General features: G+C 62.5%; 12 protein-coding genes. 7 read left to right on the top strand and 5 right to left on the bottom strand.

From position 1 onward, the window contains the following. The first annotated feature begins 148 nt into the window (after positions 1-148). The 3 genes from VEC01_RS18785 (at position 149) to VEC01_RS18795 (ending at position 4,362) form a co-directional block, all read left to right on the top strand. Positions 149-601, top strand: coding sequence for a response regulator (locus tag VEC01_RS18785; protein ID WP_324902437.1), 453 nt, complete (start codon positions 149-151; stop codon positions 599-601). Beyond that, entirely contained in the window at positions 594-2,819 is a 2,226-nt protein-coding gene (locus VEC01_RS18790) for an EAL domain-containing protein (protein WP_324902438.1), read from the top strand. Before VEC01_RS18785 ends, VEC01_RS18790 begins: the two co-directional genes overlap by 8 nt. 160 nt (positions 2,820-2,979) lie before the next feature. Next, on the top strand, positions 2,980-4,362 hold the full coding sequence (locus VEC01_RS18795) for a hybrid sensor histidine kinase/response regulator (protein WP_324902439.1): 1,383 nt from the start codon (positions 2,980-2,982) through the stop codon (positions 4,360-4,362). A gap of 4 nt (positions 4,363-4,366) precedes the next feature. On the opposite strand, the gene VEC01_RS18800 is transcribed toward VEC01_RS18795, so the two are convergent. Next, the gene (locus tag VEC01_RS18800) at positions 4,367-5,158 is read right to left on the bottom strand and encodes a ferredoxin--NADP reductase (protein WP_324902440.1); all 792 of its coding nucleotides are present in this window, start codon (positions 5,156-5,158) and stop codon (positions 4,367-4,369) included. A gap of 83 nt (positions 5,159-5,241) precedes the next feature. Between VEC01_RS18800 and serA the strand changes: the two genes are divergently transcribed. Beyond that, positions 5,242-6,441 carry a phosphoglycerate dehydrogenase gene (serA, locus tag VEC01_RS18805; RefSeq protein ID WP_324902441.1) on the top strand — a complete coding sequence of 400 codons (1,200 nt, stop codon included), beginning with the start codon at positions 5,242-5,244 and terminating at the stop codon, positions 6,439-6,441. 30 nt (positions 6,442-6,471) lie between these two features. On the opposite strand, the gene VEC01_RS18810 is transcribed toward serA, so the two are convergent. From VEC01_RS18810 to VEC01_RS18825, 4 genes are all read right to left on the bottom strand, one after another. Further along, positions 6,472-6,936: an Rrf2 family transcriptional regulator gene (locus VEC01_RS18810; RefSeq protein WP_324902442.1), complete on the bottom strand. Its 465-nt coding sequence runs from the start codon at positions 6,934-6,936 to the stop codon at positions 6,472-6,474. A gap of 255 nt (positions 6,937-7,191) precedes the next feature. Then, on the bottom strand, positions 7,192-8,595 hold the full coding sequence (locus VEC01_RS18815) for a SpoVR family protein (RefSeq protein WP_324902443.1): 1,404 nt from the start codon (positions 8,593-8,595) through the stop codon (positions 7,192-7,194). A gap of 5 nt (positions 8,596-8,600) precedes the next feature. After that, positions 8,601-9,773 (bottom strand): DUF444 family protein, encoded by a 1,173-nt coding sequence (locus VEC01_RS18820; protein WP_324902444.1) that lies wholly within the window; start codon positions 9,771-9,773, stop codon positions 8,601-8,603. Between the two features lie 13 nt (positions 9,774-9,786). After that, positions 9,787-11,736, bottom strand: a complete 1,950-nt coding sequence (locus VEC01_RS18825; RefSeq protein WP_324902445.1) for a serine protein kinase — start codon at positions 11,734-11,736, stop codon at positions 9,787-9,789. 491 nt (positions 11,737-12,227) lie between these two features. On the opposite strand from VEC01_RS18825, the gene VEC01_RS18830 reads away from it, so the two are divergent. The 3 genes from VEC01_RS18830 (at position 12,228) to VEC01_RS18840 (ending at position 15,865) form a co-directional block, all read left to right on the top strand. Next, positions 12,228-13,589 (top strand): MBL fold metallo-hydrolase, encoded by a 1,362-nt coding sequence (locus tag VEC01_RS18830; RefSeq protein WP_324902446.1) that lies wholly within the window; start codon positions 12,228-12,230, stop codon positions 13,587-13,589. 116 nt (positions 13,590-13,705) lie between these two features. Then, on the top strand, positions 13,706-14,611 hold the full coding sequence (locus VEC01_RS18835; RefSeq protein WP_324902447.1) for a ribose-phosphate pyrophosphokinase: 906 nt from the start codon (positions 13,706-13,708) through the stop codon (positions 14,609-14,611). Positions 14,612-14,911: 300 nt separating this feature from the next. Next, a complete protein-coding gene (locus VEC01_RS18840) occupies positions 14,912-15,865 on the top strand; it encodes an AAA family ATPase (protein ID WP_324902448.1) in 954 nt (317 codons plus the stop codon). Positions 15,866-15,867: the final 2 nt, after the last annotated feature.

The following is a 15,867-nucleotide window of genomic DNA, read 5'->3' on the forward strand; positions in this document are numbered from 1 at the left end:
TTTTTTTTCGGCGTCGCTCCATTTTTCTTCGTGCAATTCCGGACTGCAAAAGCGAATGTCCTGAAGAGATTTGTTTATCTTGCTAAGATAGGCTGCACGCTCGCAGCAGGCTGCCAGAGTGAAACGGGAGCTGCGCCTCCGAAAAGGCGTGGCAGGACCGTCGCAGCTTGCCGCCAAGGAAACCAATAACCAGGCGCATCGCATGCAGGCACCGAATCCCCCGACCATCCTGATCGTTGACGACGAGGAGCGGAATCGCAAGTTGCTGGACGTATTCATGAAAGCCGACGGCTACCGTACTCTGGCAGCCGGGCGCGGACAGGATGCGGTGGCAGTCGCATTGCGTGAAGGTCCGGACCTGATCCTCCTCGATATGATGATGCCCGGCATGGACGGTTTCGAGGTCGCCCGGGCGTTGAAGAACCATCCATCCTCACGCGCAATCCCGCTGGTCATCGTGACCTCGCTCGATGATCCCGCGTCGCGCCAGCGCGCACTTGCCGCCGGCGCCGACGAGGTCCTCATAAAGCCTGTCGATCGCTGGCAGCTGTCGCAGCATGTGTCGGCGCTGCTGAAACGCGTTGCGGGGAACAATGAGTAATGCCGCCTCCGGAGTGGCGCGCAGCAACCGCAGCCTGATGATGCTTAGCGGCATTAATCGTGCGGCGATCCGTGCCGATTCTCCTGATGGGCTGTACCGGGATGCGTGCCGCGTTGCGGTGGAGTGCGGACTGTTCCGCTGCGCATGGATCGGTCTGGTCGACGACATCAACGGGTGCGTCCGCATGCTCGCCTGCCATGGTGAAACGGACCGCACGCCGGAACCGGCGGCGCGGGATGATGCGCTCGCCGCACACGTCCTTCGCACTGGACAGCTCGCGGTGTTCAACGACCTGTCGGCGCTGCCGCAGGACATGGACGGCGCCGAACTGGCGCGGCGGGGCTATCGCGCGATCGCCGCCATGCCGCTGCAGGAGGGCGACAAGACGGCGGGTGTGTTCATGCTGTATGCCGGTCAGGAAGGCTGCTTCGATGACGACGTGGTGCAGATGCTGCGCGAGGTCGGCGACGACATCGCGTTTTCGCTCGGCCACATGCTGAGCGAGCAGCAACGCATGGCCGCCGAGTCCAAGCTGTACTACATGGCGTTCTACGACGCGCAGACCGGGTTGCCCAACCGCGCGCTGCTGGACGAACGGCTGCCGGTGCTGGCAAAACGCGGACGCGGCGTGACGCTGCTCGACATCCGCCTGCACCGGCTCGACCGCGCGCTGCACCTGTTCGGACGCCTCGCGATGGATGATGTATTGCGCATGCTCGCGGCGCGTCTCGAGGCGTGCCGCGTCGGCGATGGCTTTGTCGCGCAGCTCGGGCAGGATGAGTTTGCGTTCGTGCTGCCGGAAGCCGCGGAGCCCGCGTCCCTCGGGCGCCACGCGCATGCGCTGCTGTCGGCGCTGGAGGAGCCGGTACGCCTCGGCGACAAGGAGGTTTTTTTGCGGGCCAGCATCGGGGCCGCAGTTTACCCATTGCACGAAGCCGATATCGCGCATCTGCTGCGACGGGCGCGCGCGGCGGCGGACCGCGATGCCGGCGATGGCGGTTTCCGCATATACAGCCGGGACATCGACCGTGGTCTGGAGCTGCGCGCGCGTACCGAGGCCGAGCTGCACCGGGCGCTTGAGCGGGGTGAGTTCTCGTTGCATTACCAGCCCCAGCTCAGCCTCCGTTCCGGCGCAATGGTCGGCGTGGAAGCCCTGCTGCAGTGGCGGCATCCGCAACGTGGGCTGGTCGGTCCCGGTGGCTTCGTGCCGCTGCTGGAAGACTGCGGCCTGATGCCGGCAGTCGGCGCATGGGTGCTGCGGCAGGCCTGCCGGCAGGCCAGGCAATGGCAGGAGCAGGGCCTGCCGCCGTTGCGCATGGGCGTCAACCTGTCGGCGCTGCAGTTCCGGCTGGCCGACTTGCCCGCCCTGGTGCGCAGCGCGCTGGAAGAAGCGGAGCTTGACCCCGCATGGCTTGAACTGGAGCTGACCGAGAGCCTGATCCTGGAAAACGTCGAGCAGACGATCGCTGCAATGCACGAGCTCAAGGCGCTCGGCTTGAGCCTGTCGCTGGACGATTTCGGCACCGGCTATTCTTCGCTGAGCTACCTGCGCCGCTATCCGGTGGACCGCATCAAGATCGACCAATCCTTCATCCGGGAGATGAACGTGCACGCGGGCAGCGCAGCGCTGGTGCGCAGCATCCTCGCGCTGGCGCATCATCTCGGGCTGCAGACGATCGCCGAAGGCGTGGAGACGATGGACCAGTTCGAATACCTGCGCAAGCAGCCTTGCGATGAAATGCAGGGTTTCCTGTTCAGCCGGGCGGTGCCGCCGGAGGACATCGCGCACATGCTGGCGCAAGGACGGCGGCTGCAGTCGCGGCAGGCGGCCGCCGTGGAACGCCACGCGATCCTGCTGGTCGGTACTGATCCTCGCGTACTGGCATTGCAAGAGGCATTGTCGCGTGCGGACTGGCAGGTGCTGCGCGCGTGCAGTGCCGACGAGGCCCTGTCCCTGCTCGCCGCCGATGCGATTGCTGTCGTGATCTCCGGTCTGGAAACAGCCGACGCGGACGACACTTCGTTCCTGCATCGCGTGCGCATGATGTACCCGCGCACGGTGCGCATTCTGCTGACCGCCGGCACCGATGCCGGTCTGGTGATGGATGCGGTGAACTGCGGTGAAATCTACCGGGTGCTTGCCGAGCCCGTGGAGGAGGGGCAGTTGCTGGGTTGCGTGCGGGATGCATACCGGCGCTTCGCAATGCAGGCAAGCTGATGCCGCGTATCCTTGATGTGGGTCAAGGCGGCGTCGCGACGGCTTGGGCTCAATGACGTGCCGGACAGGGACGTCCGCGCGGCGGCGCGATCATACAGAAAAAACAACAGCAAGAAGAAGGACAGGGGTGGTGGATTCCATCAGTGGCAAAGAGCATGACATGACCAGCATACTCGTGGTCGAAGACAGCCCGACCCAGGCGGCGCGGCTGCGCTTCCTGCTCGAAGGTAAAGGATACCGGGTGCAGCTGGCCGGCAACGGGAGGCTTGCGCTCGACGCGATCCGGCGCCAGCGGCCGGACCTCGTGCTGTCCGATATCGTGATGCCGGAAATGGATGGCTACGGCCTGTGCCATGCGATCAAATCCGATCCTCAGACGCGCGGCATCCCGGTGGTCCTGGTAACCGCGCTGATCGATCCGCAGGACATCGTGCGCGGACTGGAATGCGGCGCCGACAACTTCATCCGCAAGCCCTATGCGGACGATTACCTGCTGGTGCGCATCGAGCACGTGCTGATGAACCGGAACCTGCGGCACGGCGCGGATACCGGCGGCATCGCGCTGTACATGAACGGCGAAAAGCATGTCGTCAATGCAGAGCGTCAGCAGATCCTCGATCTGCTGGTATCGACCTATGAGCAGGCAGTGCTGGTGAACGAGCAGCTGCAGGCGCGCGAACGCCAGGTCAATGAACTCAACGTGCGGCTGGCGCATCACGCCGCGCAGCTCGAAGCAACCAACCGGGAAATCGCGAGCAAGAATGCCGAGCTGGAACAGGCGAACCGCATGAAGTCGGAGTTCCTGGCCAACATGTCGCACGAGCTGCGCACGCCCCTCAACGCGATCATCGGCTTTTCGGAAGCGCTGCGCGAGGGGTTGCTCGGCGAGCTCGAGCCGCAGCAGAGCGAAGCGGCCGGCGACATCTACGACAGCGGCAAGCACCTGCTGGCACTGATCAACGACATTCTCGACCTGTCGAAGATCGAGGCCGGCAAGATGGAGCTGGCGCTGGAATTGACGGATATCCAGGAGTTGCTGCAAAGCACTCTGACGGTCTTCAAGGACAAGGCGCTCGCCGGGCAGATTCGCCTGCGGCTGGAGATGGAAGCGATCGGGCCGGTTTTCGTCGACCGCCGCAAGACCCGCCAGATCATCTACAACCTGTTGTCGAACGCAATCAAGTTCACGCCCGCGGGCGGCAGCGTCACGATGCGCATGTGCGCGTTGTCGCGCGACCAGCTGGCGGGGCGCAGGAAGGTCGGCGACGACGTCTTGCCGCGCGTCGAGCGTTACCTCACCATTTGCGTTACCGATACCGGCATCGGCATCAGCGAGCCTGACCTTGGCCGCCTGTTCCGTCCCTTTGTGCAGGTCGACAGCGGCCTGGCGCGCAAATACGAGGGCACCGGGCTGGGCCTGGCGCTGGTGAAGCAGCTGGTCGACCTGCACGGCGGCCTGATGACGGTCAGCAGCGTGCCGCAGCAGGGTTCGGAGTTCATGGTCTGGCTGCCGTACCGGGAATCGGCAGCGGACGAGAAGTAATGCCCTACCAGTAGTTTTCCGTCACAAAATGCCCGGGAAGGGCGCGCCGTACCGGACGCAAGCCACGCCGGTGCAGCAGCGCCCGCATGTCCTCGATCATCTCCGGATTGCCGCACATCATGATGCGGGAAGTCCGCTCATGCAGCGGTTGTCCCGCCGCCTGTTCCAATGCGCCGCTTTCGAGCAGGGATGTGATCCGTCCCTGCAGCAGATTCGGGTCCCCGGTGGCTTCGCGGGTGAGCGCCCGGACGAGTTTCAAACGTGCCGGCGAGGGGAGCGCGAATGGCGGCGTGCGCGCGTATCCGGCAAGTTCATCGTGATACGCGAATTCATTGCGGTGCCGGACGCAATGCACCAGGATCAGGTTGCGGAATTTGCCCCATACATAAGGGTCGCGCAGCATGGAAATGTAGGGGCCGATGCCGGTGCCGGTTGCCAGCATCCACAAGTCTTCGCCATCGGAAAAGCGATCCGGCGTCATGAAGCCGTAGCTCTGTTTTTCAATCAGGATGCCGTCGCCTGCATGCAGCGATTTCAGCTGCGTAGTGAACAAACCGCCCGGCACAAGCACGCCGTAGAACTCGAGGAAATCCTGGGCGGGTGCTGATATCATCGAATAGGCACGCCACACCACGCCGCTGGCGTCGCGCACGCCGAGTCGCGCATATTGCCCGGCGACGAAAGAATAGCCGGGCGGACGCGTCGTCGTGAAACTAAGCAGCTTGTCGCTCCACCAATGGAGATGAAGTACTTTTTCGGTACTCGCCTTTTCCGCAATTTTCTGGTCCGTCAGCATGGCGTGTCTTTCCGTCGATTGCAACTTGTGCACGGATTCGATTAAAGATGTATTGTATTTGAATCTTTAAATCGGAGTCAGAGATGGCAAAAATCGTTCTCCTCGAGAAAATTCATTCCAGCGCCGCGGCGCACCTGTCGGCAGAAGGTTTTACCGACGTCATATGCTTTACCGGTGCGTTGCCTGCAGAAGAACTCAAGTCGGCACTGGCAGAGGCCGACGCCGTCGGTATCCGTTCCGCCACGCATATCACGGGGGAAGTCCTGAAAGCATTGCCTGGACTGAAGGCGATCGGGTGTTTTTGCATCGGTACCAACCAGGTAGATTTGACAGCGGCGGCATCGCTTGGTGTCCCCGTATTCAATGCCCCGTTTTCCAATACGCGCTCGGTCGCGGAGCTGGTGATCGCGCAGGCCATCCTGCTCCTGCGCCGCATTCCCGAGAAGAATGCCCGCACCCACCGCGGCCAGTGGGACAAGTCGGCGCAAGGCGCGTATGAAGTACGGAACAAGGTGCTGGGCATCGTCGGTTACGGCAATATCGGCGCGCAGGTCGGCATCCTGGCCGAGAGCGTGGGCATGCGCGTGTGCTACTACGATATCGAAAGCAAGCTGCCGCTCGGGAATGCCCAGCCTGTGCCGTCGCTGGAAGCCTTGCTGGAGCAGGCGGATGTGATAACGCTGCATGTCCCCGGCGGCAGCGGAACGCGCGACATGATCACCGCCGGACGCCTGGCGCGAATGAAGCCGACGGCGGTCCTGATCAATGCGTCGCGCGGCACGGTGGTCGACATCGGCGCCCTTGACGAGGCGTTGCGCGAGAAAAAGCTGGCGGGCGCGGCGCTCGATGTGTTTCCGGCGGAGCCGCGCCACAACAACGAAGAATTCGAGTCGCCGCTGCGTGGCCTCGACAATGTGATCCTCACGCCGCATATCGGCGGCAGTACCGAGGAAGCACAGGAAAACATCGGGCGCGAGGTGGCGGACAAGCTGGCCCGTTTCCTCAAGGCGGGCACCACCCGGAGCGCTGTGAATTTCCCCGAGATCGCGCATGTGGAAAAGCAGGCCCGCAGCCGCGTGCTGCATGTGCACCGGAACGAGCCGGGGGTCATCGCCCGCATGAACGCGGACTTTGCGGAAGCGGGTTTGAATATCGTGGCGCAGCACCTGCAGACGCGCGGCCCGATCGGCTACGTGATTACCGACGTGGATGCGCCGATTCCGGCGGCCTTGCTGCGCAAGCTGGGTGAATCGCCGGCGACGATACGCTGCGAACTGGTGTGAGTGGGCGGTGCGCGCCACACGGCGCGCGTCTTATGCGGCAGTCAGCTTTTCCTTCGGATAGACCTGTACCTTCGTAATGCGGCGCAAGCTCGGGCTGTTGCGCAGCAGGTCGGCGAGGGTCACGCCCTGGAGCACGCTGAGATACGCGTGGGTGGCGCGCCGCAGCACGTCGTGCAGCTCACAGGAGGGCGCAAGGACGCACTCGTTCGTCTGCCGGTCGAAGCATTCGACCATCACGAAATCCGGTTCGGTGCCCTGTACCACGTCACCGATATTGATTTCTTCCGGCTCCTTTCCGAGACGCAAGCCGCCGCTGCGGCCGCGGATCGTTTCGACCAGCCCGGACAGGCCCAGTTGGTGCACGACCTTCATCAGGTGGCTCTTGGAGATGCCGTACGCATCGGCGATGTCCTGGATCGTAACCAGGCGCTCACGATGCATGCCAAGATACATCAGTGTTCTCAGGGAATAGTCGGTGTAATCGGTCAGGCGCATGGCTTCGATCAAAATATTGACAGATATTCAATTATATCTGCGTTGAGGCAGAATAACATGGATTCATTATATATGTTAAGGGGCCAGATGGGACGAATTGTCTTTGCCAGCAGGCAAAAGCAACGGTAAAAAGAGCGAACGGGCCGGCGGCTCTGTCCAAGCTTGCGTCAAGACGGGGAAAAGAGGCGCGCGCACCGGTCGGTGCGGGCGGCGGGGAAGTGTTGGCGGGGCCCGCCGGCTACGGGCCCCGGGAGGTCAAAGCCGTTTGCTGGTGACGACGCGCGCTTCGCCGCGGTCGCCCACGGTATGCAGCGTCACCGGACGCCGCCAGACGCGCCCGATGTATTCCAGCACCCGCTCGGCGCGTCCGAGGTCGACGCCGCGGCCGTCGCTCTGATGGTCATGCACCAGCTGCAGGCTGCCGTCGACGTGCAGGTGATTGGCGGCGATGCGCGGTGCGCCGTAATTGAACTTCGGCGCGAGGATCGCTTCATGCACTGCATGCGGTTCGATCGCCGATATGCGGATGTCGCCGTCGTCGCGGGCCTCGTACACGAACAGCTCCAGTTTTTCGATCAAATCCTTGGTCAGGTAATTGCGGATGAAGCCGAAGTCGTCCTCTTCCTTCATGATGCGGCGCGCATTCGCCAGCCCGTGCTTCTCGATGATGTCTTCCCACATCGAGAAGCCGAGGTGGTAGGGATTGACCGCCAGCGCAAGCTGTCTTTCCGCTGCATACGGCCGCACCACGTCCGAATGCGCCTTGATTGCGGACAGATAGAGATCCTGCGGCAGAAAATCCGCCTCGCGCAGCAGCCGCGCATGCCAGTACGAAGCCCAGCCTTCGTTCATGATCTGGCAGGCGAACACCGGGTAGAAGTAGTAGGACTCTTCGCGCACTGCGAGGAAGATGTCGCGCTCCCAGTCTTCCATGTCCGGCGCGTAGTGGGCGATGAACCACAACAGGTCGTATTCCGGCTGCGGTGGAATCGGCGCACGCCTGGAAGCAGGGGCGGGAGCCTCGACGTGCAGTTTTTCGCCGGGCAGGCTGCGGAAGCGTTTCTGGAAGACGTCGAGTACCGGTTCCGGTTCGGCCTTCGGCGTGTTCACCGGGTACAGCGGCCGGTGCAGTTCGCGGTTGAGGTCGATGTGCGGTTCCAGTGCGAGCGCCGCGTCGAGCACTGCTTCCACGCGTTCCTGGCCATGTTCCTGGATCGCGGCTTCGATCCGGTGCGCGCGGTCGGCCGCCTGCTCCAGGATGTGGCCGCCCGCCATTTCCATGAACTGCGCGAACAGGTGATTGTTCTTCGCGAAGTCCGCGTGCCCAAGCACATGCGCGGTGACCAGCGCGTTCTCGGGAAGGGTATTGCCGTTGACCAGGTAGGCGCGGCAGGGGTCGCCCGGAAACATCACCTCAAAGATGCGCGAGTGGCCCATTCCCTGGCGGATGAGCTGATGGATGTAGCGGACGCCGAACGACCAGTGGTGCATACGCACCGGCAGGCCGTAGACGGCGATTTCCATCATGAAGTTGTTCGGCACCATCTCGAAGTCGACCGGGTAATAGTCGAGGCCGAGGTCGCGCGCGAGCTTCTCGATCTTCGTCGAATATTCCTTCAGCTGTTCGACCGCTTCCGCGGTGTGGGTGGAGTTGCACATGGGCTTTATCCCTCCTGCTGTTGCACGAAGAACTTGCGGATCGCCTTCCACACGTCTTCATGCCGCGTGAGGACGCTGCTGCCAATCGGCGCACCGCCGCGTTCGACTTCGCCGCACAGCATTTTCATTTCCGTTTCGGACGTACGCGGCGAACCCGGCACCGTTTCGACATAGCCGATGTAGTTGAGCAGCTTGCCCAGCCTGGCCAGGTATTCGGTGGCCGCCGCGCGGTCCTCGGTAAAGTTCTCGCCGTCGGACGCGTAGAACAGGTAACCGTTGTATTGCGACGGGTCATACTCGGTTTCGACCAGTTCCAGCGCAAGCTTGAAAGCCGTGGAGGCGCCGGTGCCACCGGTGCCGCTGACATTGAAAAATTCGCTTTCGGAAAACTCCCATGCCTGGGTGGTGTGCGCGATGAACCGCGTTTCCACCTTGCCGTAACGGCGCCGTATCCCCTGCAGCACGAAGAAAAAGAAGCTCTTCGCGAGCTTGCGCTCTGCATCCGTCATGCTGGCCGACACGTCGAGCGCGAAGATGACAACCGCGTTGGTGGCCGGCTTGCGCCGCTGCACCAGTTGCTTGAAGCGCAAGTCCTCGTTGGTGAATGGCACCGGATTTTCGGTCAAGCGTTCCTGCGTCGCACGGCGCTTGACCGCTTCTTTCACGGTACGGCGCCGGTCGAGGCGGGCGCGGGCGCCGTGCTTGTCCCAGCCTTCACGGACATACTCGTCATCGGTCACCGCCGTGTTGCGCTTGGGCTGAAGGTCGGGCAACTGCAACTCTTCCCACAGCCAGTCGATGATGTCGTCGACCTTGAACTCCAGCAGCAGTTTCACCTCGCCATCGTTGTTGCCGCCTTCTCCCTCGTCACCGCCCATGTCGGGCTGGGCCTGGCGCAGCACGTCGCCCGGCTTGCCCTTGCCTTGTCCCGCGCTGGAATAGCTCTGCTGCGAAGAGTCCGCGAGCCGGAAGCGCGCGTGCTCAAGCAGCCGGACCGGCACCTGCACGGTGCGGTCCTGCGAGCCGGTGATGACATCCGGCCCGGACACCAGGTTGGGCAGGTTCTGCTGCACCGCCTCGCGTACCTTCTGGTTGTGCCGCAGCCAGTCGCGCGAGCCCCGGGAGAACAGCTCATACCAGGGTGTTTCAGCAGAAATCGTGATGTGGTGATCAGTCATAGAGCATGCCGCCTCATTCCTGTGCCATCAGCGTGGTCACGTAATTCAGTGCCTCACGTGCGCTGTGGCTGTCATATCCGTACTCGTCGACCAGTCGCTTCTCGACTACGGAAATCTTTTGCCGCACTTCCTCGTCCGGCCGCGTCGTCGAGCTCACCAGGCGCAAGACCTCGCGCCGCTGCTCGAACAAGTATTGCTGTACTGCGTTGTGCAGCTGCGCATGGCTGTCCAGCGTGAACTTCTCGCCGCGCTTGTAGGCACCCATCGCCTTGCGTACCACCTCCTGGCGGAACGATGTCTTGCCGGAATCGGAGATATGGATCTTTTCTTCCACCGCGCGCAGGAAACGCTCGTCGGGCTTGCGTTCCTCGTTGGTGATCGGATCCTTGATCTGACGGTTGTCGAGCATGGCTTCCACTTCGTCCAGGTACTTGTCGAGCAGGTCCTGCGCCTCCTGCTCGAAGGAGACGAACAGCGCCTTGTGCACGTCTTCCTTGACCCAGCGGTTGTAGAAGTCCTTGCGTGCAAGAACGAGGTAGTCGATCCACTTGCGCTTGCGCTTCGGATCGATGCGCGCATCGTTGTCGATCGCATCCTTGAGAGCGAGCAGCACATCCATCGTGGTCAGGCTCTTCACGTTGGTCTGGATGATCGCATTCGACAACGCATTGATGACAAAGCGCGGCGAGATTCCTGCCAGCCCTTCGTCGGGCATGCGCTGCTTCATGCGCTCGGCCTCCGCATGCGCGTAGCCCTCCACCTCTTCATGAGCGTAGAGGCGGACTTTCTTGCTTAGTTCCACTTCCTTGTCGTCCGATTCATGCAGACGCGTGAAGATCGCGAACACCGCCGCCGCATGCAGCACATGCGGATCGAGGTGCACTTCGCGGAACGCGGGCGCCGCGGAGGAAATCAGTTTCTTGTAAATTCGCGCCTCGTCCTTGTAATTCAAGGTATATGGGACCTGGATGATCACCATGCGGTCGAGAAGGGCTTCGTTCTCGCTCTCCTGCAGGAACTTGCGGAACTCGGCCAGGTTGGTGTGCGCGAGAATGGTTTCGTCGAGATAGATCAGCGGGAAGCGCGACACCTTCACGTTCTTTTCCTGCGTGAGCGTGAGCAGCAGGTAGAGGAATTCGCGCTTGACCTTCAGGATCTCGATCATCTCCAGCATGCCACGGCTGGCCGCATAAACGGCGCCGGACCAGGACCAGGCGCGCGGGTCGCCTTCGTCGCCGTATTCGGCGACCTTGGACAGGTCGACCGAGCCGACCAGGTCGGCCAGGTCCGCCGTCGTCGGATCATGCGGCGCGTAAGTGCCGATGCCGACGCGACCGGCTTCGGAAATGAAGATGCGTTCCGCAGGCATGCGCAGGAAATCGCCGCTGTAGTCGTTTTCCAGGCGCGTGCGGCAGTGCGGGCAAACCTCGCCGATGATGTCGACGCCATAGGTCTCGCGGAAGCGCGGACGCAGCGAATGCGGAATCAGGTGCAGCGGCGACTCGTGCACCGGGCAGCCCTGGATTGCATACATTGCGCCGGCTTCGGTACGGCTGTATTCCTCGAGGCCGCGCTTGAGAAGGATGACCAGCGTGGATTTGCCGCCCGACGGCGGGCCGAGCAGCAGCAGCAGCCGGCGCCCGACTTCCGAGCCGGCCGCGGCAGCCTTGAAGTAGTCGACGACGCGCTCGATCGATTCGTCGACGCCGAACAATTCCTGGTCGAACAGCTTGCAACGGAAGTTGCCGTCCGCATCTTCTCCGCCCATCCAGCGGATCATGTCCCACATGTATTGGTGCGACGTGCGCGCCGCTCCCTTGGGATCAGCCGCCATCACCCTTTCGAGGAACTCGGAAACCGTCCCGGACCAGTAGGTTGCGCGATGGTCCTTCGTGAATTCGATCAGGCTTTTCAGCAGATCGTCTTGCTGTTCGGTACGATTGACGTCGCTATGAGTCGTCATTGCATGTGCTCCCCGTAAGTAGTTCGATTGCCAAGAATGGACAGCCGAATTGGGTTTACGTTTCTGTCACCCTCGATTAACACTCTCAAATTAAGTATAGGGCGTCGCCAAAAGCGCGAATGATGAGGATGGTCAATGAATGGCATGCCTTCCGCTCGCCCCGTGTCGCAGTGCATGACGCAACCCGACACCCGGAGTGGTAGCAAGATGCATGCAAGCATATGTAGCGGCGGTCAATCGCAGCATGCATGCCCGGCAGCGGGTAGCGCAGCTGCCGGTTCCAGTCCCCCGATGCACGCGAGTGCGCATCGGAAAGGATGACTTTGAAGAACTTACACGCGGGCGGAACGATGCTTTCCGTATCGCCGGCAGCAGCAAACCCGCTCGGGATAGTTTGATCCAAGTCAATGGTTGCCGAAAGGGTATTGGTGATAGTGTGCGTAATTGATTGCCGCGATTCAAAACACCTGTCGCGGCTGGAAGGGAGCGATATGCAGGTGCAATTTCTGGGGGCGACCGGCACGGTCACAGGTTCCAAATATCTCGTGACTTCGGACAGTGCGAGGATACTGGTCGACTGTGGTTTGTTTCAGGGCTACAAGGAGCTGCGCCTGCGCAACCGCGCCGGCCTGCCTGTGGATGCGTCCGCGATCGATGCCGTGCTGCTCACGCATGCGCATCTCGATCACAGCGGTTATATTCCGCTGCTGGTGAAGCACGGCTTCCAGGGGCGGATCTATTGCAGCGAGGCGACCAGGGATCTGTGCCGCATCCTGCTGCCCGATAGTGGACACCTTCTCGAGGAGGAGGCCGGGCACGCCAACCGTCATGCGTACTCCAGGCATGATCCGGCGCTGCCGCTCTATACCCAGGAGGATGCCGAGGCATCGCTCAGGTACTTCCACCCGGTAAAGTTCGGCAGGCGCTTTGCCGTTGCCGGCGACCTGCACGCCGAACTGGGGCGCTCCGGCCACATCCTCGGCGCATCGCACGTGACGCTGGACGATGGCCAGACCCGCATCGTGTTCTCGGGTGACCTCGGACGGATGAACGATCCGGTCATGGCGCCACCGGAGCAGATCGAGCGGTGCGACTACCTGGTGGTGGAATCGACCTACGGCAATCGCCGTCATGACCCCGCCGACCCGATGATCCTGCTTGCGAAAACCGTCAGGGAGACCGTCAATCGCGGCGGCGTCGTGATCGTGCCGTCGTTCGCGGTGGGGCGCGCGCAGACGCTGCTGCATTACATGGACCGGCTAAAGCAGGCGGGCGAGATCCCTCCGGTGCTGCCGGTCTACCTGAACAGTCCGATGGCTGCCGACGTCACCGCGCTGTATCGCAAGCATCGCGGCGAGCATAATCTCGACGACGAGCAATGCCGCGCAATGTGCAGTGTGGCGAAGATCGTCAATTCCGTGGAAGAATCGAAGGCGCTCAACCTGATGCGCGTGCCCATGGTTATCATTGCCGCGAGCGGCATGGCGACCGGGGGGCGCGTACTGCATCATCTGAAGGCGTTTGCTTCCGACCCGCGCAATACCATCCTGTTTGCCGGCTTCCAGGCCGGCGGCACACGCGGCGCCGCGATGCTGGCCGGCGCGGAAAACATCAAGATTCATGGCGAATACGTGCCGCTGCGGGCGCAGGTAGTGCAGATCGAAAACTTTTCCGCCCACGCGGATGCCGATGAAATGCTCTCCTGGCTGTCGCGCTTCAGCGCGCCGCCGAAGCACACCTTCATCACCCACGGCGAGCCGGAAGCGGCCAGGGCGCTGCGCGAACGGATCGAGGAAGCGCTGGATTGGCAGTGCAGCGTGCCCGAATACCAGGACAAGATCGAATTGCGCTGACATCGGCGTTGAGCGCGGCGGCGGCAGGGACAGCGCGGTGCGGTTACCATACAAGGCGCAACGAAGCCGCCGAAGACGACACCAAGCTGAATGACGCACACGATGGAGTGAGAACAATGATTCCGATTCTTTTCGCAATGCCGGGCAACGAAGCCTTTACCCTGCATCTGGACCGCGCCATCTCCTGCGAGGTCGGCCAGATGGAGATGCGCCGCTTTCCTGACGGAGAAAGTTATGTCCGCCTGCTGTCGGCGGTGCATGGGCGCGACGTGATCTTCGTCTGCACGCTGGACCGGCCGGACGAAAAAATGATGCCGCTCTATCTTGCTGCAAGGACGGCGCGCGAGCTGGGCGCGCGCCGGGTGGGCCTGGTCGCGCCGTATCTTGCCTACATGCGGCAGGACGCGCGCTTCAAGGAAGGCGAGGGCATCACCTCGGCGCATTTCGCCGCCTTCGTGTCCGATTTCTGCGACTGGCTGGCAACGGTCGATCCGCATCTGCACCGGCACCACAAGCTCAACGAAATCTACAGCATTCCGACCAAGGTGGTGCATGCCGCGCCCGCCATCGCCGAGTGGATCGCCGAACGTATCGAGAACCCGGTGATCGTCGGCCCGGACGCCGAAAGCGAGCAATGGGCGTCGCAGGTGGCCAAGGCGGTGCGCTGCCCGTATGTCGTGCTCGAGAAAAAGCGCAGCGGCGACCGCGAGGTGGAAGTGTCGGCACCCGACACGACCGCGTGGAAGGGCGGCACGCCGGTGCTGGTGGACGACATCACCTCGACCGGACAGACGATGATCGCCGCGGTGCGCCGCATTCGCGATGCGGGGCTGCCGAAGCCGGTCTGCATTTCAGTGCATCCGGTGTTTGCCGGGAGTGCGTACGAGGACTTGCGCGCCGCCGGCGTCGAGAAGATCGTCAGCTGCAATACCATTGCGCATCCGACGAACGAGATCGACATTGCCGAGGCCCTCGCCGTGGCTGCGGTCGAACTGATGCATATCCTGCCGATCGACGGCTGACTGCTTCCCCTGTCGCAGCGGGCAGCAGCAATCCTGTCCCGCGGTTGCCAATCTCCTGCGTGCACGCAACACTTGCGTAATCGTCCACACGCGTTAATTGACAGGCGAAGTCAATTTCGCTGGAATAACTTCATGCGCTTCGTTCCCCTGCTGGAACGAAGTTTGCATCATTGGAGTCTGACCGGCATCAGTATTGCCGCGCGGTTTAGTCGTTGCGTCACGCAGCGCCGATATTGGAGGAAGACCGGCGCGGCGGCGTTTCACCAGCTGAAAGGCCGTGCGATACAGGAGTTTTTCACCATGACGATTACACTCGCCCGCTCTCATCCTATTTATAGCGTGAAAGCAGTCGAAAGCGCCCAGGAAAGGGCGCGCGCACTGAAATCGCCAGAACTGGAAGCCTTCTACGAAGACATGCTCGAAAAAGGAGCGGAGCGCTTCGTGACCACGCCGTCGTCCACCGCGGCGCTGCAGCCCCTGTATGACGACTGCCCGAACTTCAGCGAAGTGCTGGATGACCTGACCCGCTACCTCGGCCTGGCGATTGCCGGCGGCGCGGGCTTCAACGTGATGCCGGTGCTGCTTCTGGGCGACCCTGGCGTCGGCAAGACCCATTTCGGCAAGCGGCTGGCGGCGGTGCTCGGCACCGAGTTCGAATTCATCAGCATGAATGCGCTGTCCGCCGGCTTCGTCATCACCGGCAGCTCTTCCACCTGGAAGGGCGCCAAGTGCGGCAAGGTCGCGGAACGCCTGGTCCGCGGCAAATTCGCCAATCCGGTCGTGCTGCTCGACGAGGTGGAAAAGGCAACCGGGTCCACCCAGTCGGACCCGATGGCCGCACTCTACCAGTTGCTCGAACCCGAGACCTCGCGCGCCTTCCACGACGAGTTCATCGATGTCGACCTCGATGCGAGCCAGGTATTCTGGGTCCTGACCGCCAACAGCCTCGAGGGCATTCCGCCCGCCTTGCTGTCGCGCATGGCGATTTACGAAGTGCCGTCGCCGACGCCGGACGAGGCGGCGGGAATCGCAAAGCGCGTGTACGCCGGCCTGCTGAAGGAACTGAAGCTGCAGAACCTGGATGAGGACTTGCCGGACAGCGTGCTCGACAAGCTGTCGACGATTTCGCCGCGCGAGATGCGCAAGACGCTGCTCGACGGACTTGGCTTTGCGGTCGCCGCCGGCCGCACGGCGCTCGTGCCGGAGGACGTACGCCTGAAAACCGATCCCGCCCGGCGCCGGATCGGTTTCTGAAG

Origin of the sequence: Noviherbaspirillum sp., from assembly GCF_035627455.1 — a bacterium.
Classification (GTDB): Bacteria; Pseudomonadota; Gammaproteobacteria; order Burkholderiales; family Burkholderiaceae_D; genus Noviherbaspirillum.